At 73.7% G+C, this 21,561-nt stretch carries 12 protein-coding genes; 7 read left to right on the top strand and 5 right to left on the bottom strand.

The genetic code is table 11. The annotated features are described in order from the left end of the window. Positions 1-109: 109 nt before the first annotated feature. Entirely contained in the window at positions 110-3,193 is a 3,084-nt protein-coding gene (locus HA039_RS16100; RefSeq protein WP_167029948.1) for a LuxR family transcriptional regulator, read from the bottom strand. Between the two features lie 193 nt (positions 3,194-3,386). On the opposite strand from HA039_RS16100, the gene HA039_RS16095 reads away from it, so the two are divergent. Further along, positions 3,387-7,547, top strand: coding sequence for an AAA family ATPase (locus HA039_RS16095; RefSeq protein ID WP_167029945.1), 4,161 nt, complete (start codon positions 3,387-3,389; stop codon positions 7,545-7,547). Here the strand turns inward: HA039_RS16095 and HA039_RS16090 are convergent. The 3 genes from HA039_RS16090 to HA039_RS16080 form a co-directional block, all read right to left on the bottom strand. Further along, the gene (locus HA039_RS16090) at positions 7,519-8,874 is read right to left on the bottom strand and encodes a DMT family transporter (RefSeq protein WP_208298628.1); all 1,356 of its coding nucleotides are present in this window, start codon (positions 8,872-8,874) and stop codon (positions 7,519-7,521) included. The two genes, HA039_RS16095 and HA039_RS16090, sit on opposite strands and share 29 nt — an antisense overlap. After that, complete coding sequence (gene leuA / locus HA039_RS16085) at positions 8,871-10,712, bottom strand: 2-isopropylmalate synthase (protein ID WP_167029942.1); 1,842 nt, start codon at positions 10,710-10,712, stop codon at positions 8,871-8,873. Before leuA ends, HA039_RS16090 begins: the two co-directional genes overlap by 4 nt. A 225-nt stretch (positions 10,713-10,937) precedes the next feature. Next, the gene (locus HA039_RS16080; protein ID WP_167029939.1) at positions 10,938-11,672 is read right to left on the bottom strand and encodes a DUF4232 domain-containing protein; all 735 of its coding nucleotides are present in this window, start codon (positions 11,670-11,672) and stop codon (positions 10,938-10,940) included. 190 nt (positions 11,673-11,862) lie between these two features. Between HA039_RS16080 and HA039_RS16075 the strand changes: the two genes are divergently transcribed. The 6 genes from HA039_RS16075 (at position 11,863) to HA039_RS16050 (ending at position 19,621) form a co-directional block, all read left to right on the top strand. Continuing rightward, positions 11,863-13,392: a helix-turn-helix domain-containing protein gene (locus HA039_RS16075; RefSeq protein WP_167029936.1), complete on the top strand. Its 1,530-nt coding sequence runs from the start codon at positions 11,863-11,865 to the stop codon at positions 13,390-13,392. Beyond that, positions 13,389-13,937, top strand: coding sequence for a hypothetical protein (locus HA039_RS16070; protein ID WP_167029933.1), 549 nt, complete (start codon positions 13,389-13,391; stop codon positions 13,935-13,937). Before HA039_RS16075 ends, HA039_RS16070 begins: the two co-directional genes overlap by 4 nt. A 105-nt stretch (positions 13,938-14,042) precedes the next feature. After that, the gene (locus HA039_RS16065; protein WP_167029930.1) at positions 14,043-15,653 is read left to right on the top strand and encodes a hypothetical protein; all 1,611 of its coding nucleotides are present in this window, start codon (positions 14,043-14,045) and stop codon (positions 15,651-15,653) included. 186 nt (positions 15,654-15,839) lie between these two features. Further along, complete coding sequence (locus tag HA039_RS16060; protein ID WP_167029927.1) at positions 15,840-17,162, top strand: AAA family ATPase; 1,323 nt, start codon at positions 15,840-15,842, stop codon at positions 17,160-17,162. Then, positions 17,159-18,493, top strand: coding sequence for a vWA domain-containing protein (locus HA039_RS16055; protein ID WP_167029905.1), 1,335 nt, complete (start codon positions 17,159-17,161; stop codon positions 18,491-18,493). The genes HA039_RS16060 and HA039_RS16055 overlap by 4 nt, the downstream gene beginning before the upstream one ends. A gap of 528 nt (positions 18,494-19,021) precedes the next feature. Next, on the top strand, positions 19,022-19,621 hold the full coding sequence (locus HA039_RS16050) for a hypothetical protein (protein WP_167029900.1): 600 nt from the start codon (positions 19,022-19,024) through the stop codon (positions 19,619-19,621). A gap of 116 nt (positions 19,622-19,737) precedes the next feature. Here the strand turns inward: HA039_RS16050 and HA039_RS16045 are convergent, their stop codons facing one another. After that, the gene (locus HA039_RS16045) at positions 19,738-21,411 is read right to left on the bottom strand and encodes an esterase-like activity of phytase family protein (RefSeq protein WP_167029893.1); all 1,674 of its coding nucleotides are present in this window, start codon (positions 21,409-21,411) and stop codon (positions 19,738-19,740) included. Positions 21,412-21,561: the final 150 nt, after the last annotated feature.

The raw sequence follows: 21,561 nt of genomic DNA, 5'->3' as shown, positions 1-21,561 counted from the left end.
GTGCTCCAGGAGGCCGATCGTGCCACGTGAGGCCGCCCCGGTCCGGTCGGGCCGACGCCGTCCCCTCAAGGGCAGGGAAACCTGTCACGAGTGGGCGGGCGAGCCCCGGTCAGAGCTCCGGCGCCGACGGGTTGCCCGCGAGCACCGCTGTCACGACCTCCGTGCGTGAGCGCATGCCGGTACGGGCGAACAGCCGGGACAGCCGGTTCGCCACCGCGTCCTCGCTGAGCCGGAGTACGTCCGCGATCGCGCGGTTGGTGAGGCCCTCGGCCAACAGGGTCGCCAGGAGGTGGTCGTTCTCCGCCGTGGCCTGCCTGCGCCCGGGGACGACCAGCCCGGCCTCGCGCATCGCGGTCCTCGTACGGAAGCGCCACAGGGCGGCGCCCGTGGCGCCGAACAGCTCGTACGCCTCGTACAGCAGTGCCGCCGAGCCGGCGCCCCCGCGTGCGGCGGCCGACAAGGTCACCGCGGTCTCGAACAACTGCTCGCGCTCACGAGCCAGTTCGACGGCTTCGAGGAGACGTGCGCGGGCCTCCCGGGAGTCGGGTCGCAGGACGCGGGCCGACGTCAGCAGGTACAGGAGCCTGGTCCGTCCGCCGCCCGTCCGTCCCCCACCCGTCCGTCCGGCCAGCCGCTCCAGCCGTTCCAGGCAGGCCGCCGCCCGACGCGGGTGCCCCGCCTCCGCGTGCACCTCGGCGAGGGACGCCCACAACTCGTCGGTGCCGTAGACGGATCCGTGTTCGTCCGCCGCGTCGAGTCCGCGCCGCAGGACCCGCCCGGCCCGGTCGGGATCGCCGAGACCGCGCAGGACTTCGGCCTCCACGTGGTCCAGGACGTGTTCGAGGGGGCCGCTCACGGAGGCACCCGGGTCGTCGGTTCCGCCTGGCCCGGTTCCGTCCCGCCCCGTGACACCTTTCGCGCGGGCGCTGTCGATCAGCCGGGCGGCGCCGGCCACGCGGCCTCTCGCGAGGAGGACGGCCGCGGTACGGGCGGGGAGCAGGTGGTGCCCGGGCACCACGTTCAGCACCCCGCCGTTCACCAGCGGCCGACGTGCCAGCGCCAGCGCCTCGTCCCACCTGCCGCGCAGGTGCAGCAGGAGGAACCGGCTCCCGGCGGGCAGCAGTTCGGGCGTCAGCCCCCGCGCCTCCAACAGCGCCGTGGCCGACCGCAGGTCGCCGGTGCCGAGCAGCATGTCGAGTTGGGCGACGACCATCGCGAAGGTCTTGCTGCGCGGCAGGTCGGCTGGTTCCGGCGCCGTGAGCGCCTGCGTGAATCGCTCCGGGCGGCCCAGCACGAACTCGGCGACCCTGCCGAACAGTTCGAGCAGCACCCGGCTGTCGGGGGTCCGACGCCACACCGCCTCGGTGTCGCCGAGCAGGGTCAGCGCCTCGCGCCACTTCTCCAGCTGCCACAGCGCCTGGATGCGGCCGGACACGGTGGCCAGGGGCGGCAGCGGTGTGCTGTCCCACCAGGACGCCGCGCCCATCTCGGAGAGTGCCGCCCAGTCCCTCTCGGCGGCGGTCGCCGCGACCAGGAGGGTGGCCGCCTCGTAGAGGGCCAGCGGTTCGAGGCCCTCGGCCGGGGCCGACACGACCCACTGGGCCGCGCGCCGGGCCGTCGCGTAGTCACCGCTGCCGTGCGCGGCCTGCCCGTACCGCAACACGGTCAGGCTGCGGGCGGTCGGCTCCTCGATGAGCCGGACGGCGCCCAGGTACCACCGCAGCATGCCCTGGTGTTCGAGGTCGGGGTAGAGGGCCCGGGCGGCGGCGGTCAGCTCCGCCACGGCGCGCTCGGGCGCGACGAGGCTCCCGGCTTCGGCGATCCGGTCGGGGAGGTAGGTCGGGGGGAGGGGTGGGGGCCAGGGGGCGGATGCGGGTGCGGGCGTGGGTGAGGTGACGGGGGTGGGTGTGGGTGCGGGTGTGGGTGCGGGCGAGGGCGCGGGTACGGGTACGGGCGAGGCTGCGGCTGCGGGTGTCGCGCCGTCGGCCCACAGCGCTTCCACGGCGACGGCGGACAGGCGGCCGCGTTCCCAGGGCCCGAGGCGTGCGTGCACGGCGTGGGCCAGCAGCGGCAGGTGGAACGTCCACCCCTGGGGAGCGCCCGCGTCCGGCGGGCGCGGTTCGTCCAGGACGCCCGCGTCCACCAGGCGCCCGACGCTGTCGCCGACTTCCCGGGCGGACAGGCCGGTCGCCGCCGCCAGCAGGGGCAGGGCGGCCGCCCCGAGCGGCCACAGGACGCCGAGCGCCCCGGCCACGGTCCAGCAGGGTTCGCCGAGCGAGCGCAGAGCCACGACGTACCTGTCGTCGTCCGGCAGGACCGGCGGCGGAGTCCCGGGGCCGAGGAAGGCGTGCCCGTCGGCCACCCGTATCGCGTCCTGCTCCGCCCACGCGGCGAGCAGGGCGTCGACGGCCCCGGGGATGCCGCGACTGAGTTCGCGGACCCGCCGTACCAGACCGTCATCGGGTACGGCCCCCAGCCTCTGCGCCACCAGGGCGGAGACGGTCCCGGATCCGAGGCGGGGCAGGACGACTTCGTACGCGGAGGGGTTTCGCGCGAGTCGCTCCAGGCCGGCCCCCGCGGTCCGCGCGCCCGGGGCCGGGCCGTCCGCCCCGTCGCGGTGGACCGCCGTGAGTGCCAGCCGCGCACCGGGCGGCAGCCGGCCGAAGTCCAACTCCCCGAGCAGCGACCACGATCGGGTGTCGGCGTGGTGGGCGTCGTCCACGACGACGACCACGGGCGCCGACTGCGCCAGGGCGCCGACGAGCGCGCCGGCCATCGCCGTACCGTCGCCTTCCCGCATCGCGGACAGCGCTCCTGACACGGCCCCGGACGGCGTCTCCCCGGCGGACTTGTGAGGGGTTCGGCGTCTCGCGGCGGCGGACCGGTGTTTCTCCAGAACCATGACCACGCGCAGGGCGAGCAGCAGCGGACGCTCACTGTCACCCGCGACGCAGTCCACCGCGAGGACCGCGACCCCGTCGGCCCGCAGCCGCTCCCCGGCCGCCCGTACGAACGCGGTCCTCCCGACCCCCCGTTCGCCCCGCACCAGCACCAGCCGCGGCCCGTCCGGGTCCCGGAGCACGGCATCGACCCCGGCCGACTCGGCCTCCCGGCCGAGCAGGTGCGCGTCCTCGCCGTGCAGGCGCGCGGCCGAGCCGCCGAAGACCAGCTCGGTGTCCGTCCGAGCAGCCACAGATCCCGCCACATCCTTGATCGCCGTGTTGTACGCGACGGGCGGACCCACCCTGCGGACCGGGCCCGGTCCGCGGGGTTGTCATCATGGCCACCCTGACGCGAGTGATGGTGACTTGTTCGGGAAGTTCACGCAAACCCCCTGTCCCGCCGAGCCGTTCGGCAGGGTGAACCCGGACGAACGAGGAGTTGTCGTGCAGCGCTACCGTTCACCTCTTGTCGGTCGGCACGAGGAAGTCGCCGAGGTGGTACGGGTGTTGCGTGCCACGGGTCCGGAGGCGCGCACCCTCCTGGTCACCGGCGCGGCCGGCGCCGGCAGGACCGCGCTGCTGCACGAGGCGCGGCGGGCCGCGGCGAAGTCGGGCGCCAAGGTCCTGCGGCTCGACTGGGAGGTCGCGGAGGGCGCGGCGGGTCCGGAGGCCCTCGCGGACGCCGTACGCGCGGTGCTCGCCAAGGTCCGCGACGGCCGGGTCCTGGCGCGCGTGACCCACTTGCGCCGGGCGCGGGCGGAGGCGGGCGGCGGCGGGGGCGAGGTGGCTCTGCTCGCGGTCCTGGGCGACGTGCTGGCCGACGCGGCCCGGCACGTCCCGTTCGCCCTGGTCGTCGACGACGCCGACCGGATGCCGGACGCGACGGCCTCCGCGCTGGGGCTGGCGCTGCGCGTGTTCCGTCCGGCCGGGGTGCCGGTGGTGTTGACCGCCCGTCCGACGCTCGCCGGACGGCCCGGGGGCGCCGCGCAGTTGCTCGCGGCGGCCGACGGGGTGACCGACCTGCCGCCGCTGTCGCCGGCCGAGGTGGGCGAACTGGTCGTGCGGCGCCTGGACCGCCCCGTGGAACCGGATCTGGTGACGGCACTCCTGCGCGCACTGGGCCCGTCGGCGGGAAGCCCCGGGGCGGTCCTGTCGGTGCTCGCCGCCCTGGAGGACCGCGGGGGCCTGCTCGAACTCGACGGCCTGATGTGCCTGACCGTCCCGGACAACGAGCTACAACTCACCGCGAACGCCACGGAACTGGCCCAACTGGGCTGGCCACACTCCCCCCCACCCCCCACCACATTCCACACGGCAACGACACTGGCCCACTTGGTCGCCCACGCGGACCTACACGTCGAGGACCTGCACAGAACACCCCTGCCGACCGCCCCGCCGGGAGCGGATCGACCCGCGCCAGACGCGCCCGAGGCCGGCCGGCCCGAGACCGGCCCGTCCGGGGTTGGTCGGTCCGGGGTTGGTCCGTCCGGGGTTGGTCCGTCCGAACCCGGTCTGCCCGGGGTCGGCCTGTCCGAACCCGGCCCGTCCGAACACGGCGGCCAGTCCGAAGCCGGTGCGGCCGACGACGGCCCGCCTGGGGCTGGGCCGCCCGAAGTCGATGCGCCCGAAGCCGACCCGCCTGGGGCCGGTGCGGCCGAAACCGTTGGGTCCGAAGCCGCCCCATCGCAGGTCGGCGCGTCCCAAGCCACCCCGTCCCAAGCCACCCCGCCCCAAGCCACCCCGCCCCAGGTCGGCGCGTCCGAAGCCGGGCCGTCCGAAACCCTTGGCCGGGCGGTGGACGGACTGGTGAAGGACCGGGTCGTGACCGTCGATCGGGCCGGCCGCGTCTCCTTCGCCGTGCCCGCTCTGGCGGCCGCGTTGCGGGCGCTTCCCGGCGGCCACCACGACGTACGGCCGCTGCACGCGACGATCACCAGGTCGTTCACCGACCGGCTGGGCGCCGTCGCGGCGGGCACCGTCCACCCCCGGCTGGCCGGCCACGTGGCAGCGGCGGGGGCGGCGCTCGACGCCGCGCTCGCGGTGCCGCTGCTTCTGGCCGCGGCCCGTACGAGCGCGAAGTCGGAGCCGTCGTCGGGAGTCCGCGGCTACCACGCGGCCTTGCGACACCTGTCGCCGTACGACCCCGCTACCGCCACCGTGTTGCGCGAATCCGCCGCCCTGAGCCTGCGGTCCGCCGACCACGTGGGCGTACTCGCCCTGGGCGAGCAGGTGTTGGAGTGCCTGGAGGCGCGAAACGGCGAAGAGGCAACGCCGGACCGGGACGACCTCGAATGGGTCACCCAGGCCTGCGCGCTGTCGACACTGCACGAGCACCGGTCCCCACGGTCCGACGACGTGGACCCCCGGTACGCCGCGGCGCTAACCCAGGTCCCGACCGCAGCCGCACTGGCAGCGCTCGGCGCCCCCTACGGAATAGGCCCAACCACCCCAACAACGCCAAACGCAATCCCACACAAGCCACCCACCCCAGTCCCTGGCCATGACCTCGGCTCAGGCCTGAACCCCGGCCCCGGTGCCAGCCTCAACCCCGAAGCGGCCCCAGGCCCCGGCCTCAACCCCGCCCCCGGCCTCCACCTCCGCCTGAACCCCGGTCCGGGTGCTGGCCCCAACCCCGAAGCCGCCCCTGCCCCCGGCTTCGACCTCGACCCGGATCTCAGTTCCGGCCCCGGCCTCAACCCCGGTCCGGTCCTCGGCTCCGACCTCGGTTCCGATTCCGTCCCCGGTCCCGCCCCTGACCCCGGTCCGGTCCTTGGCTCCGACCTCGGTTCCGGTTCCAACCCCGGCTCCGCCGCTGCCCCCGAGCCCGGTCCCGTCGTCAAGGCTGCGCCCTACCCCGGCCCCAGCCCCGACGCTGCCCGCGAAGGCGACCCCGCACCTGGCCCTGACCTCGACTCCGGTCCCGGTCCCGGTCCCGGCCTTGAGGCTGCCCCCGTCCTCGACGCATTCCCCGGTCCAGTCCCCGGCCACGCCCCCATCCCTGACCTCGACTTCGTCCTTGACCCCGGTCCCGTCCTCGGCGCTTCCCTCGCCCCCGGCCCTGACCCCGCCCTCGCCCCCGGTCCCGCCACCGTCCCTGACGCTGCCACCGGAGCGGGGCCCGGCACCCTCTCCGGGCCCAACCCCGGAGCCGGCCCGAACCCCGCCCCCGGCTCTCTGGCCCCCTCCTGGGCCAGCCCCCTTCCCTCTCTCGCCGAAGTGCGCCTCCTCGCGGCCGCCGTGGGCGGTCACGCCCGGTTCGAGGGCGCCTGGCAGGCCCTCGCGCAGCGTGGCTCCCGGGGCGGCGCCCCCGACCGCGGCCCCGACAGCATCCCCGGCGGCGCGCCCGGCCTCGCCCCCGGCGGCGCCCCCGACCGAAGCCACGGCCGCGTCCCCGGCCGCGTCCCCGGCGGCGCCCCCGGCCTCGCCCTCCCCTCCGCCGTCGACCTCGATCGGCTTCGGAGCGCCGCCGCCTACGGGGACCTGGCTGGGGCTTTGGGGGCCGTGCTCGGGGAGCGGTATGTGGGGGCCGGGCGGAGTGCGGCCGGGGAGTACCAAGGCATGGTTCGCGACTACCTCGCCGGCCGGTGGGACCGCGCGCTCTCGGCCGCTCGGCGCATCGAGGCGCGCGGCCGGGGTGACGGCGTGCCCGGCGTGGTGCAGCCGGCCCGGGCGCTGGCGGCCGAGATCCAGCTCGTACGGGGCAAGTTGGGACGCGCCCGCGAGTGGCTGGACCTGATTCCCGACTCCGTCGGCCACCCCCTGGTGGCCCGGGCGCGGCTGGGTGTCCGGTACTGGTCGGGCCAGGGCGACGAGGCCATGGAGGCCGCCGCGGTGGAGGCGGCGTGGCGGGACGTGCGCCGGGCGCGTGCGGACGGACTGCTCGCCGGGGTCGACCGCGTCCTGTTGCGGATCCTGTCCATTGAGATGGAGCGGAACGACCCCGAGGCGGTACGCCGCGCCGCCGCCGAGATCGAGGCTCTGCACGACGAGGTCGCCTCGCCCATGACCCGCGAGGCGGTGCTCGCCGCGCGCGGTATGGCGCACGGCGACGCGGACAGCGCCCTGGCCGCCTACGAGTTGGTACGGGAACGAGGCGACGTGCCTCTCCAGGTCGACTGCTGCGGCAGCCTGGCGGAGGTCGGCGACGACCCCGGACGCTGGCTCGCCGAGGCGACGCGGAGCGGGCACGCGCTGGGGATGGGCCGGCCGGTCCGTAACCGGCTCGGCGCGGCCGCCCGCCGCCGGAACGTGTCGCTCCCGAGAGGCCGCGGCCCCCGTGGCGCCCCGGACGGACAGGGCGGACCGGCCGGATCAGGCGGCCGGAACGAGCGGGGCGAGCGGGACGTACAGCTGATCGAGCTGGTGAGCGACGGCTCCACCAACCGGCAGGTCGCCGCCCGGCTGGGGTGCAGCGAGAAGACGGTGGAGCAGCGGTTGACGCGCCTGTTCAGACGGACCGGGTGCCGGTCCCGGGCCGAACTGGCCGCGGCCTGGCTGGACGGCAGCCTCGTCCGGCGAGGACTGCTCCCCGGCCCCGCCGCGCCGGACCGGCCGGGAGGAGACGGGCCGTCGCCGGTCAGTACTCCGTTCCATCCTCCGGCGTAGTCTCCCGAGCCTGTACGGGAGTTCGTACGGGATCCCGCCCAGGAGCCCGCTCCCGCTCCCGTTCCCGATCCCGTTCCCCTTCGCCCGCCTCGAAGTGCGGCCGGCGCAGGTGCACCGTGTCGAACGCCCCCGCGCCGTGGTACGTGAACCTCACCGTCGGACTCTCCTGGTACGCCGCCCAGTCCACCCGGGGGTCGCGCCGAGCGGCCTCGGCGGGGAGCGGCGGGGTGTGCGGCGCGTGGCCGGGATAGGGCGGTACGCCGACCCCGTACGGGCCGGGCGGTACGGCGGCCCCGCCCGGACCCGCGCCGGCGGTCGCGCCGGCGGTCGCGCCCGGAGTCGGCTGCGGGTACGGGTACGGGTGGTCCGGGTACGCGCCCTGGCGCCCCGCGGCCTGTTCGGTGCCACCGCTCGTCAGCACGACCGTCACGCCCACGATGATCAGCAGGAGTCCGGGGAGCGTCGCGAGTTCGATGTGCTGTCCCATCAGCCACCAGGCGATGAGCGCGGCCACCGGGGTCTCCAGCAGGAGGAGCACGCTCATGGACGTCGCCGACGCCCTGCCGAGGGCGAAGTTCAGCGCCCCGAGCCCCAGGAGCTGGGGAAGGACGAGCAGGCCGAGCAGCGACCAGTGCGTGGCGCTGTCGAAACCGGTCAGGGGGATGTCGGCCAACCAGCAGACCAGCAGCAGTTCCAGACCGCAGACCAGCGACGTGAACGTGGAGTACAAGGGGGTGCTCACGTCCGCGCGCGACTTTTCGCTCAGCGCCGTGTACCCGGCCTGGGCGACGGCTCCCACGAGGGCGAGCAGGTCGCCCAGCAGCGCCGTACCACCGGTCCTGATGTCGAGACCGGCGGCCGCGGTGGCGCCCACGACCGAGAGGGTGAGCCCGGCCCAGGTCCTCCGGGACGTTCTGGCCCCCTGGCCCGCGGCGATGAGGGCCTGCCACACGGGCTGTGTGGCGACGAGGGCGGTGGACATGGCGACCGTGGTCAGCCGGGTGCTCGTCATGAACGCCGCGAAGTGGAGCGCGAGCGCCGTGGCCGCCAGGAAGCCGAAGACGAGGGGCCGCCACTGCTCCCGGCGGAGGAGGGCGCGTTCGCCGCGGACGACGCGTACCACCTCGCGCCGGCGCAGCAGCAGGAGGAGCGGTCCGAGGACGGCGAAGCCGAGGCAGTTGCGCCAGAAGGCCATCGCGAGCGGTGAGGCGGTGGCGGCGGCGGTGAGGGGGGCGGTGGTCGCGACGGAGACGATGGTGACGACCATCGCCGTGGCGGTCAGCGGATCGAGTCTGGTCTTCACGCCCGTGCGGTCGGTGCTGTTCACGATTCCGAACTCGTTCTCGTACGTATGGGCGTGCGTGTGCGCGTGGGGGATGCGGTTGTCCCGGTGCGTTGTTTTCGCGCGCGATTGACCGCCGAGGTGATCGCTCTGAGCGACGCCCAGGTCGCGTTGGGGTCGATCCCGATGCCCCACAGCACCGTGCCCTCGACCGCGCATTCCACGTACGAGGCCGCCCGCGCGTGAGCGCCTTCGCTCATCGCGTGCTCGCTGTAGTCCAGGACCCGGACGTCGATCCCGATGCCGGCCAGCGCGTCGACGAAGGCGGAGATCGGGCCGTTGCCGGTGCCGGTCAGGGTGATGTCCTCGCCGTCGGCGACCGCCTCGACGGTGAGCGCGTCCGACCCGTCACCGCAGACCGAGACTTTCGCGGAGCGCAGTGCGAGGCGGCCCCAGGGGTTGTCGGGGTTGGGCAGGTACTCGTCCTGGAACACGGACCAGATCTGGCCCGGGGTGACCTCGCCGCCCTCGGCGTCGGTCTTGCTCTGGATGATCCGGGAGAACTCGATCTGCATCCGCCGCGGCAGGTCCAGCTTGTGCCCGTTCTTCAGGACATACGCCACACCACCCTTCCCCGACTGCGAGTTGACCCGGATGACCGCCTCGTACGACCGCCCCACGTCCTTCGGATCGATCGGCAGGTACGGCACCGCCCACTCGATCTCGTCCACACCCTTCCCCCGGGCCGCCGCGTCCGCGGCCATCGCGTCGAAGCCCTTCTTGATCGCGTCCTGATGCGAACCCGAGAACGACGTGTAGACCAGATCGCCCGCGTAGGGATGCCGCGGGTGGATCTCCATCTGGTTGCAGTACTCACTGGTGCGCCGGATCTCGTCGATCTGCGAGAAGTCGATCTGCGGGTCGACGCCCTGGGAGAAGAGGTTCATCCCCAGCGTCACCAGGTCCACGTTGCCGGTGCGCTCGCCCTGCCCGAACAGACACCCCTCGATCCGGTCGGCCCCGGCCATCAGCGCCAGCTCGGCGGCGGCGACGGCCGTACCCCGGTCGTTGTGCGGATGCACCGACAGGCACACGAACTCACGACGCGACAGGTTCCGCGACATCCACTCGAAGCGGTCCGCGTGGGTCGAGGGCGTCGAACGCTCCACCGTGGCCGGCAGGTTGAGGATGATCTCGCGGCCGGCCTCCGGCTGCCAGACGTCCATGACCGCCTCGCAGACCTCCAGCGCGAAGTCCAGCTCGGTGTCGGTGAAGATCTCCGGGCTGTACTGGTAGCCGAAGATCGTCTCGGGGCCGAGGATCTTCTCCGCGTACTCCATCACCAGCCGCGTACCGTCCACCGCGATCTGCCTGACCTGCTCCTTCGTCCCCCGGAACACCACCCGGCGGAAGGTGGGCGCGGTCGCGTTGTACAGATGCACCGTCGCCCGGTGCGCGCCCCGCAGGGACTCCACCGTGCGCTCGATCAGCTCCTCACGGGCCTGGGTCAGGACGGAGATCGTCACGTCCTCGGGGATCGCGCCTTCCTCGATGATCGACCGCACGAACGCGAAGTCGGTCTCACCCGAGGACGGGAAACCCACCTCGATCTCCTTGTAACCCATCCGCACCAGCAGATCGAACATCTCCCGCTTGCGCGCCGGGGACATCGGATCGATCAGCGCCTGATTGCCGTCGCGCAGGTCGGTGGACAGCCAGCGCGGCGCGGTGGTGACCCGCTTCTCCGGCCACGTACGGTCCGGGATCGCCACGGCCTCGTACCGGCCGTACTTGTGAATCGGCATCCCGGAAGGCTTCTGGGTGTGGGTCGCGTTGGTCACGGGCGTGGGGCGACCGACAGAAGTGACGGAAGGCTCAGACATGTGGGGCGATCTCCTGGAGGTGCTGTACGAGGGCGAGGAGCGGCCCGGGCCACGTGCCCCGTCCGCCATCCTCGGTCGACTTCCGGCCGCCGGGCCGCGCTTCGCGAGGACGTTGCCCCTCGATACAGCCCGCTGTGCCCGCGCGTCCGGACACACGGTGTGACACATCGTCACGCTCCCGCGCGGCACCGGGTGTTCGCCCGGTGCCGCGCCCTCGCCGAGCGACTACCAACTGATGGCGTCGTCCATCGACTGCTGCCAGTACGTGACCTGGAGCGAGTCGTCGATGTACGTGCCCTTGGCGGGGAGACGGGGGGTGGCGCCCTTGCCCACGCTCCCGTTGCCCGAGCGGCCCTGGAAGTAGACGGCCAGGGACTTCTCCGTGCGGCCGTGGGTGCCGGAGCCGTCCGTGGCGGAGAGGCTGATGGAGGCGTAGCCGGACTGGCCGGGCTCGAGGGTGACGACGGCCTGGGGCTGGGAGTCCTCGATGACCGGCGGTACGGACTGGGCCTCGCCGAAGCGGACGGCCGGGTAGCCGTACAGGTAGCAGATCTTGCTGCCGGTGTTGGTGACGGTGAGGAGCATGTGGTTGACGGGGCGGTTGAGCGGGGCCGCGACGGTCTTGGTGACGGAGCCCTCGCAGGTGACCGCCTTCGCGGCGGCCGCCGGTGCCTTCGCGGTGGACGCCTGGACCGCCGTGCGCTTGGCGGCCGGGTCCGCAGGCTTGGCGTCGCCGGTCGAGGAGGCGTCCGAGCCGGAGTCGGTGGCCGGTGTCGACGACGTGGCGGAGATCGTGGGGGTCGACGCGCTCCGGGGGGTCGCCGAGGCGCCCTCGTCCCTCGTACCCGTTCCGTCGCTGCAAGCGGTCAGGGACAGCGCGGCCAGCGCCACGGTCGCGGCGGCGGTGAGGAGCCGGGTGCGGGGGGTGTGGAGGGTGCGGGAGGTGCGGATGCTGGACATGTGCGGTGGCCCCTTGGGTGTTCGGGTGGGTGTGGTGCTTGGATGACCAGAGCTTGTGGGGTGATCCGTCCCAACCGCCACGGACAGCGGCGAGTCAGGGACGCCGGGACGCCCGAATGGGCTTTGAGCTGGGGAAACGCAGTCCTCCTGGGACGCCGGAACGGGACGGGACGGGGAGGACGTGGGGGGAATGGTGGGACGAGTGCCGGAACCGACCGGGGCCGGGCGGGCGGGCGAATTCGCGGAACTGCTGCTGGAGCTGAAGGAACGCTCGGGGCTGAGTTACGGGGCGCTGGCCAAGCGGCTGCACATGAGTACGTCGTCCCTGCACCGCTATTGCAGCGGGATCGCGGTGCCCGCGGAGTACGCGCCGGCCGAGCGCCTCGCGCGGGTGTGCCGGGCGACGCCGGGGGAGCTGGTGGAGCTGCACCGGCGGTGGATCCTGGCGGACGCGGCGCGGAGGGGGAGGTCGGAACCGGTACTGGGGGGTGCCTCCGGGGGAGTTCCGGGGGGTGGCGGTGCGGGGGTGGGGCGTGGTGACCCGGCTCGGGAAGCCGGGGGCGCGGGCCAGGCCAGCGGGGCTGACCCGACTGCCGCTCCGGCCAACCCGGCCAACCCGGCCGACCCCGCCTCGCCGCCCCCGTCCCTGTCCGCCAAGGACGCCGCCGAGCCCGTCGTTGTCGACGTCCTGCCCGGACCTGGCCCCGGCCTCGGGTCCGGCCACGGCCCCGGACCCGATCCCGGGCCCCGGCGCGGTCCCGTGCGTCGTCGCCGTACCGCGCTCATCGCCTCCGTCGCCGTGGCCGCCGTGCTGGGAGCCGCCGCCCTCGCCGCCCAAGGCCCTTTCCGCGGCGGCCAACACGACACCGGAGCCCAGGGAGCGGCCGGCGCCACGGCCGTGACCCCCGGCGAGCAGCACGCACAGTCCTCGGCGACGGCCTCGCCGCCGCGTGACCCGAGCGGCAGCGGCACGCCCCGCAAGCCTTCCGGCTCCGCCCCCGCGTCCCTCTCCCCCTCCGCCACCACCCCACCCGGCCCCGACACGGCCGCCCGTGACACCGAAGGCACCGGCGGGGTCGCCGACGGCGGCGGCGCCGGTGACCCCGCCGGTGGCGGCAACGCCGTACCGCTCAACGTCGGCACCCGCCCCTACATCTACGACAACCCGTGCAGCCAGCACTTCCTCGTCGACAGCGAACCCGAGCAGGTCGGCCCGCCCGCGAGCGAGCAGGACGCACCGCGCTGGGCCGCCGCGTACGGCGCGGTGTCCTCGGGGGAGCAGCGGGTCGCCCTGACCGTTCAGGGGACGGGCCGGAACACGGTGGTCCTGGAGGCGCTGCACGTACGTGTCGTCGCCAAGGGAGCGCCCCTTGCCTGGAACGACTACGCGATGGGGGTCGGTTGCGGGGGCGGCGTCGAGACCAAGTCGTTCGACGTCGACCTCGACAACGGCAGCCCCACCGTCCGCGTCAAGAACGGCCAGCGCGACTTCCCGTACAAGGTCAGCGAATCCGATCCGGAGATCTTCTACATCACCGCGCACGCGGCCGCCCACGACGTCCGCTGGGACCTCAGCCTGGAGTGGTCCAGCGGTGGCCGCCGGGGGACGGTGCACATCGACAACGCGGGCACCCCGTTCCGCACGAGCGCCGGCGCGGCCCGCCCCGGCTACGACTACCCGCTGGGCGGCGGCGAGTGGATCGAGCGCCAGGGCGGATGACAAAACCGCCTCGCGGTCCCCGGCACCGGGCCCCGTTTCTGCTCCTCGCCGCGCTCACCTGCCTGCTCGCGTCGGCGGGGTGCGCCGGTCCGTACACGTACGCCGAGGTGCCCGCGCTCCGGGACGTCAAGAGGTCCGAGATCGTGGGGTCGTGGTACTGCGTCGAGGGGACGGAGGTCACTCTCCGGCCGGACGGAAAGGCGGTCGTCCGGCTCCTGGACGGGCAGGAGTTCGACTTCGACGACCGGTGGCGGCTGTCGGGCTCCGGGACGTGGGCTCTGACCGACGAGCGCATGGGGTGGAACGACGGTCAGCACGTCCGGCTGTCCCTCACCTCGCGTACGGCGTCGGCCACGCGCGCGCCCGATCCGGCCGAGCCGTTCGACGCCTCGGCCGAACCGCCCGAGGCGCCCGCCACGTACCACTGGACGTTCGAGCTGCGGCGGAACAAGAAGCGGGACAAGCAGGAAGGGGTGGAGCTCTACTTCTTCTTCGGTGACCCCGACTCCCGGAGCACGTACGTACTGGAGCGGCAGCGGCCCTAGCGCGAAAGGCTGCTGACAGGTGCGCGGCGCGGTGCTTATGATGCGCGGGATGATGAAGAACTCCTCGTACGGATCGGGGGAATCGTTCTCGCAAGGTGAGTGCTGATGGCACTTCGCTCCGAGAACACGATTCCGCCCCACCTGTTGATGTGGCAGCGCGTACGCGAGTACGCCGTCCCACCGTCCATGATCGAGACCGCGACCGCCCGGCGTGCCGTCGGTGACTGGGGCGGGGCGTGCGCCGCCGCCCGCGTCGACGTCGATCTCGATCCGCGCGCCGTGCGCGAGCGCCACGGCACCGAACTCGCCGCTCGACTCCGCGCGGACCTGCGGCGCCTGGCGCCCGATCTGCTCCGCTGGCACATGCCCCGGAGCGCCCCCGACGGGCGGCTGCGCGCCGGACTCACGCTCTCCCTCGTGCGCTACGAGGGGTACGGGCGCCACGGCGCCGCGCCCCCGCACCTGGTCGTACGCACCCCGCCGGCCTGGGCGGACGCGGGACAGCGGATGTCCCTGGCGTGGTGGGAGGAGCCGTCCGAGCACCCCGCCGCGGGGCGTCCGCCGCACCTCGACTCGCCCGGGCACCCGCACCCGCACCCCGACCGCCGCTTCCGGCTCGACCTGCACCGGCACCTCTGGGACGCCGAGCGCGCCGACGAACTGGCCCGGCGGTGCGGCGCGAGCCGGCCCACGCCACCCGAGGCGCCCGCCGAGGGGCTGTCCGCCGACCGGCTGTCCGCCGAGGGGCTCCTCGCCGGCAGGCTGACTCCCGAGGCGCTGTCCGCCGAGGGGCCGCCCGCCGACGGGCTCCCCGCCGACGGGCTCCCGGCCCTCCACGACTACCCCTGGGCATCGACCAGTTGGGCCGCCGAGGCCGAGTTGCTGTTGCGGGCCGACGGGCGGAACCCACGCGGTGCCTTCACCGTACGACTCGGTACGCGCAACCGCGCCGTACTCGAACTCGTCGCCCCCGACGACCACCACGCCCCGACCTGGCGGCCGCTGCGGGAGACGCTGCCGCCGCAGGACGTCGCGGCGCTCCCGGTGCTGCCGGAGGCGGCGGCCCGGGTCCTCCCGGACCTGGAGCTGCTGCGGAACGGCCTGATCGCGGCCGACCGCCTGCACCCGCTGGTCGCCGGGGCGCTGGCGGGGTCCTGGCCCACCACGTCCGCCGCGTCCCCGGACGCCGCCCCGCCGCCCGGTGATCCGCACCGGGTGGAGTGCCGGGGCGAGGTCCACCGGATCGCGCTGCGGGCCGGGACGCTGGCGGCGGTCGACCACGACCCGGCCCAACTGCGCCGCGAGGAGCTGTTGATGGCGTTCGGGGGGCCCGGACTCCCCTGCCTGCGGGCCATCGACGCGGTGCACCGCGACCCGGAGGCGCTGCCGGCGGTACGGGAACGGCTCGGCCACGGCGACATCGCAGGGGCGCTGGCGGTGGTCGAGGGCCTGCTCGGTCCCGGCGCGATCCTGCGGGACGGTCCGCTGCGGGAGGAACTGGAGTCCGCCGCGGCCCGCCGCATCGACCACGGGCTGTTCCGCGCGGGGCTCGCCGACGTGTACCCGGGCGCGGGTGCGGATGGGGGTGCGGCCGCCTCCGGCGACTACGCCAAGGCGTCCCACCGCCGCCGACTCGACCGTCACACGCCGCGCGAGACCCGCCTCAAACACACCTACCGGGGCCGACCCCGATCCGCCCAGCACGTGAGCACGTGAGGGCCTGAGCACCCCGACACCCGAGCACCCAGGCCCGAAACCCGAACCCGCCCCGCACCCGAACCGGCCCCGCACCCGAGCGCGGTTCCGTACCGGAGCACGTCCCGTGCCGCCCGGTTCCGTCCCGTACGCCCCTCTTCGCCCCGCCACGCCCCCTCATCCATCCCGACACCCAAGGTGATGCCCATGCCCCCCAGCACCACACTCCCGCCCGCGCCCGCGCCCTCCACGTCCCGCTCCACCCCCACCCCCACCCCCACACCCACCCCCACCTCCCCTTCCACCCCCAATCCCCAACTGGCCCTCGCCGACCACCTCCTGACCCTCCTCCGCACCAGCACCACCCAGCCCCGCCCCGACGAGCAGCTCGAAGCGCTCACGCTGGCCGTCGCGGCCGACCTCCCCGTCCTGCTCTGGGGCGAGCCCGGCATCGGCAAGACCGCGGCCCTCACCCAACTCGCCGCCTCCCTCGACCTGCCGCTGACCACCGTGATCGCCAGCGTCCACGAGCCGACCGACTTCTCCGGGCTGCCCATCGTCGGCGACGACCCCGCCGTGCGCGGAGTGCCGATGGCGCCGCCGCAGTGGGCCGTCGAACTCGTCCGCGCCGGGCGGGGGTTGCTGTTCCTGGACGAGCTGTCCACGGCGACCCCGGCCGTGCAGGCCGCGCTGCTCCGGGTGGTCCTGGAGCGGCGGGTCGGCGCGCTCCAACTGCCCCCGGACGTAAGGATCGTGGCCGCCGCCAACCCCAGCGCGTCGGCGGCGGACGGGTGGGAGCTGAGCCCGCCGCTCGCCAACCGGTTCGTGCATCTGTACTGGGTGCACGACAAGGACGTCGTGGTCCGCGGGCTCGGTGGCGTCTGGCCCCGGGCCGAGCTGCCCCGGCTGGACCCGGCGCGGCTGCCGGAGGCCGTGGCCTTCGCGCGGCGCGCGGTCTGCGGATTCCTGGAGGCCCGGCCGACGCTGATCCACCGGCTGCCCAGCACCGAGACCCGGCGCGGCGGTGCGTGGCCGTCGCCCCGGAGCTGGGAGGCCGCGCTGGCGCTGCTGGCCTTCGGCACGGCGGCGTCCGTCTCCCGGGAGGTGCTGGCCCTGCTGGTACGGGGCACGGTCGGCGACGGTCCCGGGCTCGAACTCTTCGCGCACCTGGACCGGATGGACCTGCCGGACCCGGAGTCGCTGCTCGCCGACCCGGCCGCCGCCGAGCTGCCGGAGCGGGGCGATCTGCGGCAGGCCGCGCTGGAGGCGGTGGTGGCCGCCGTCGGGGCGCGGCCCGAGCGGGCGCGGTGGGAGGCGGGCTGGGCGGTGCTGGTCCGCGCGCTGGAGACCGGCGCCCCTGACCTCCTGGTCGCCCCGGCGGCGGTGCTGGCGTCGCTGCGGCGCGACGACTGGGAGGTGCCGGAGGCGGTGGAGCGGCTGGTGGGGGTGATCGACGTGTCCCGGCGGGCCGACCGGTCGGTGGACCGGGTGGCGGCGAACGCGCGCCGCGCGACGGGGGCGGGCCGATGACGGGGCGGGCCCAGCACCCCCTGCCGCCGCCCCCGCCGGACGGCGCGCCGCGCCCCCGCCCGGCGCCCCGCCCGACCCCGCCGCGCCGGGTCCGGAGAGCGAGCGAGCCCGAACTCCCGCTCGACACGGAGAAGTTGCTCGCCGCCCGGCTCCACGCCGTGAAGGTCCGCCCCTACCTGGCGAGCGCCCTCTTCGCGCTGCACATCGTGGAGGACCGCTCGGTCCCCACGATGGCGGTCGACGCCCACTGGCGCTGTTACGTCTCGCCCGCCTTCGTGGCGCGCATGCCGGTCGAGGAGTTGGCGGGCGTCTGGGTGCACGAGGTCTCTCACCTGCTCAGGGACCACCACGGGCGCGGTGCGCGGTACGCCAGGGAGCACGAGGAGTACGGGCCGGGCGAGCGCCTGCGCCGTAACATTGCCGCCGACTTCGAGATCAACGACGACATCTACGGCGACGGTCTGCCGCAGCCCGCCGGCGTGGTCATGCCGTCCCTGCTGGGCCTGGCCGACGGGCTGTTGATGGAGGAGTACCTGCGGCAGGCGTCCCTGTCGGCACTCACCGCGGACCTGGCGTGGCTGGACTGCGGCAGCGGCGCCGACGGGCACCGCCGGCCCTGGGAGCTGGGGCCCGACGGGGCGCACGGGCTGAGCCGGCAGCAGCGCGACGCGGTCCGCTTCCGGGTCGCGGAGGGGATCAAGGGGCTGCCGGGGGACGCCCCGGCGGGCTGGCGGCGGTGGGCCGACGAGGCGTTCCACACCCCGCAGCCGTGGAGGCGGTTGCTGGGGGCGGCGATCCGCTCGGCGGTGAGTGCGCAGGGGGTGGGCGAGAACCACAGCTACCGGCGCCCGTCGCGCCGTTCGGCCGGTGTGCCGGGGGTGCTGCTGCCGAGTCTGCGCCGTACGCCTCCCCGGGTGTGCGTCGTGATCGACACCTCGGGGTCGGTGAGCGACGCCGAACTGGGCGCCGCGCTGCTGGAGGTCGCGGCGATCTCGCGGGCGGTGGGCGGGCGGCGCGATCTGGTGTCGGTGATCTCCTGCGACGCGGCGGCCGGGATCGCGGTGCCGCTGTGCCGCGCCGAGGGAGTGGAGCTGATCGGCGGCGGCGGTACGGACCTCCGGTCGGGTTTCGCCCGCGCGCTGCGCTCGCGCCCCCGCCCGGACGTGATCGTCGCCCTGACGGACGGCCAGACGCCCTGGCCCTCCGCCCCGCCTCCCTGCCGTACGGTCGTCGGCCTCTTCCCCCGCCCCACCCGCGAGCGGGACGAGGAGAACCCCGACTACGTCCCGGACACGCCACCCCAGTGGGCCCGCGTCGTCACGATCGGCTGAGAGGCCGTGCACTCCGCCGTGAGAAAACAGAGAGCTCGAAGGAGCAAAAGCTTCGAGCGGGTAACGAGTTCCGGCATAGGTTCACGTGCGCCCGTCGGTGCGCAATCCCTTTCTCTTCTCGAAGGATTCGATGCATGCAGGGGTGAAGGGGATCAGATCGCCCAAAGCAGGATGACGCCGCTCGATATGTATGAGGTGGCCGGGTGAATTGGCGCCACCGACCGTAAATGGTCGGCCACGATTCGACAGGACCGTTCATTCGTCCGTCAGAAGTAATCACCTTGTCCGGTGGAGGCGGACGGCCCCCGCTTACCCCGTCGAACCGATGCAACGATCACGAACTCCCAGGTGGTGCACACTATTTGGCCGGGCCCGCCCGCCGCGTCGCGGAAACAAATCACGTACGGCCCGACCATAAGTGCCGTGCGTGCGAAGGCATGCGCAATGGGACGCAATGGGAACTGGTCGACCGTTTCCGTGGTAGAGTCTTGATGGGTTTATAGGACGCCGCGAAAAAAGGGGAATGGCGTGAATACCGAGAAGGTTACGGCTCGACGTCTTACGGCCGAAGAGGTTTCGGAGTTGGGCCTCCAAGACAGCATCTTCGTCTCGGCGGAGATGGATGGTCTTCCTCTCGACTGCTACGCCCCGGCTTTCCTCACAGAGCCGGGTAAGAACTTCGAGGGGGGTTCCTTCACCACCAGGACGGTATTCGGTGAGGAGAGCCACGTCCTCCCGGACAACGCCGAGGAGCGCGGGATCTGGGTCGCCGACAAGGCGGGGGAGGAGATCGAGGTCCTCCAGAGCGCCGGCGTCCTCCTGAACCTGGCCCTCTTCGTGCCCAACGGCACGAAGGAGTCCCTGGAGGCGCTCTACTCCTCCGCGCGTGACGCGTTCGGCGTGGGCGTCGTCCAGCGCTGGAGCGAGGAAGTCGTCGAGGTGCCGGACGTCAAGGTCGACCTGTTCGAGGAGCCGGCCCGGGGGCGGAAGAACACGAACGGCCAGAACCGCGACCGCCGCGCCCTGGACATCTACCCGACCCGCGTGCGGTTCCTGGAGCCCAGCGACGGCTGGAAGTTCGTCGTCGAGCCGCACAAGGAGGTCGTCGACGAGACGCCGACGATCTGACGTGCCGTTCTGACGCGCGGCTCTGAACAGACGGACGCCCGGCCGGTTCCCCCGGCCGGGCGTCTGTCTGCGTGTGGAGCGCCGTGTGTGGAGCGCTGTGTGGAGCGGTGCCCGCCTCAGCGCACCCGCACCGTCACCGTCACCGTCTTGAGCACGGCCGGCAGCTTCGTGGTGTCGACCTTCAGGATCTCCGCGTTGTCCGTCCGCCCCGTCGCCGGCAGCACCTTCTGGTGCACCCGCCACTTCCCGTCCGGGTCGACCGCGATCGTGTCGATGCCGAAGTCGTCGTCGTTCGACAGGTAGACGGTCCTGCCGCCGTCCGCCGTGGCGACACCCTCCACCTTGTCGTGCCCGAAGTACGCCCCCGTGGGGTCGAGCTGGCTCACCAGCGTGCCCACGTCGAGGTACGGCTGCTTCTGCGCGACGTGGACCCCGGCGCCGGTCAGCGCGGTGAGCGCCGCGTTGGTGGTGGCCGCCCCGACGAACGCCTCCGGCGACTTGCCGCCGAGCGTCAGGCCGCTGACGTCCGTGGCGCCGTTGAGGTCGATCTCGTACAGCGACTTCTGCGCGAACGGCTCGAAGTTGCCGTCCCGCTCGTCCACGAGGAACTTCGTGTTCGACAGCGCGGTGATCTCGCTGTTGGCGGCGCCCGTGGTCCCCGGGTTGTCCAGCAGGTACAGGTACTGCTTGGTCCGGTACGTCCGCAGGTCGATCGTGACGATCCGCGCGGGCGCGACCCCGCCCGCCTTCGTGCTGCCCAGGTCCGGCTGCTGGAGCGCGGACTGCATGACGCCCACCAGGGTCGAACCGTCCGGCGTGACCGTCAGGCCCTCCATGCCCTTGTTCTTGACCCGGTTGGCCAGCTCGGCAGGCAGGTACCCGACGATCTTGTGGGAGGCGTTGTCGGGGCTGTTCCGGTACGGGGTCAGCCGGCCCAGCTCGTACCCCTTGGCGTCGAAGTGCGTGATGTACGGCCCGTACTCGTCCGAGACCCAGAACGTGCCGTCCGGCAGCGCCAGCAGGCCCTCGGAGTCGTACCCGTACGCGTCCCTGGCGACCGGGGTGGGCTTGCCGCCGTTGGCGTTCGTCGCGTCGACGTCGTCGATGACCTCGCTGGTGTCGTGCGGCGGGCGGCCGCTGTACTTCACCCCGCCGAGGCTCTTGGGTCCCTTCAGCGTGACCTGCTTGACCAGCTGCGCCTTGCCGTCGACCAGCTTGAACTCGCCTATCTGGGGCGTGAAGTCGGTGACCATCTCCGACTTGTTGCCGTCGGGGGCGTCCGCGTTCGGGCCCCGGTCGGTGAGGCCGTAGAAGTGACCGGGCTTGCCCGGTACGGGCGCGAGCGAGGAGCCGTAGCCCGCGCCGGAGATCTTGGTGGTGGTGCCGTTCGGACCGGCGACCTCCTTGAGCGGAGGCAGCGGGGCGCCCTTCGCGTCGGTGTCCTTGTACAGCCGCACCGCGTCCGTCGTGGTGTAGGTGAAGGTGTCCGTCCCCTTGAAGCCGGACTTCGGTGTGTACGTGAACGAGCCGTCCGCGTCCACCGACACCGCGCCGTCGGACGGATCGGTGTGCCGTACGACGGAGGTCGCGCCGGAGTCGTTCCGCAGCACGTTGCCGGTCACCGTGCCGTGCCCGGAGAAGGAGTCGGCCGTCGCGCGGAAGTCGTGGGACGGGGCCGAGAACCAGCCGGAGGCCTGCGCGGTGACGGTGCCCGCACCCACCACGGCGACGGTGGCACCGATCGCGAGGGCGATCCGGGTGCCTTTGCGAGAGAAGGGGCTTGAAGTCATGGCTTGAACCTCCCTGCCCCCGGTGAACACCGGACCGCAACCGGGTGAACCCCTGGTTCGAAACAGCGGGCCGGTCCCTTCCGGGACCGCAATGTCCGCCGCGCGGTTGTCGAAGGCGTGGCCCTGTGCCCGGACGGCACAGGGCCCGGC

The organism is Streptomyces liangshanensis (assembly GCF_011694815.1).
In the GTDB taxonomy this organism is placed as follows: Bacteria; Actinomycetota; Actinomycetes; order Streptomycetales; family Streptomycetaceae; genus Streptomyces; species Streptomyces liangshanensis.
Note: the sequence above shows the minus strand (reverse complement) of the source record. Positions and strands in the feature narration are given on the sequence as shown.

Coding starts and splice junctions, on each gene's coding strand:
- leuA (WP_167029942.1), bottom strand. CDS start 10,712: ATGTCTGAGCCTTCCGTCACTTCTGTCGGTCGCCCCACGCCCGTGACC.
- HA039_RS16060 (WP_167029927.1), top strand. CDS start 15,840: ATGCCCCCCAGCACCACACTCCCGCCCGCGCCCGCGCCCTCCACGTCC.
- HA039_RS16045 (WP_167029893.1), bottom strand. CDS start 21,411: ATGACTTCAAGCCCCTTCTCTCGCAAAGGCACCCGGATCGCCCTCGCG.
- HA039_RS16080 (WP_167029939.1), bottom strand. CDS start 11,672: ATGTCCAGCATCCGCACCTCCCGCACCCTCCACACCCCCCGCACCCGG.
- HA039_RS16055 (WP_167029905.1), top strand. CDS start 17,159: ATGACGGGGCGGGCCCAGCACCCCCTGCCGCCGCCCCCGCCGGACGGC.
- HA039_RS16075 (WP_167029936.1), top strand. CDS start 11,863: ATGGTGGGACGAGTGCCGGAACCGACCGGGGCCGGGCGGGCGGGCGAA.
- HA039_RS16065 (WP_167029930.1), top strand. CDS start 14,043: ATGGCACTTCGCTCCGAGAACACGATTCCGCCCCACCTGTTGATGTGG.
- HA039_RS16070 (WP_167029933.1), top strand. CDS start 13,389: ATGACAAAACCGCCTCGCGGTCCCCGGCACCGGGCCCCGTTTCTGCTC.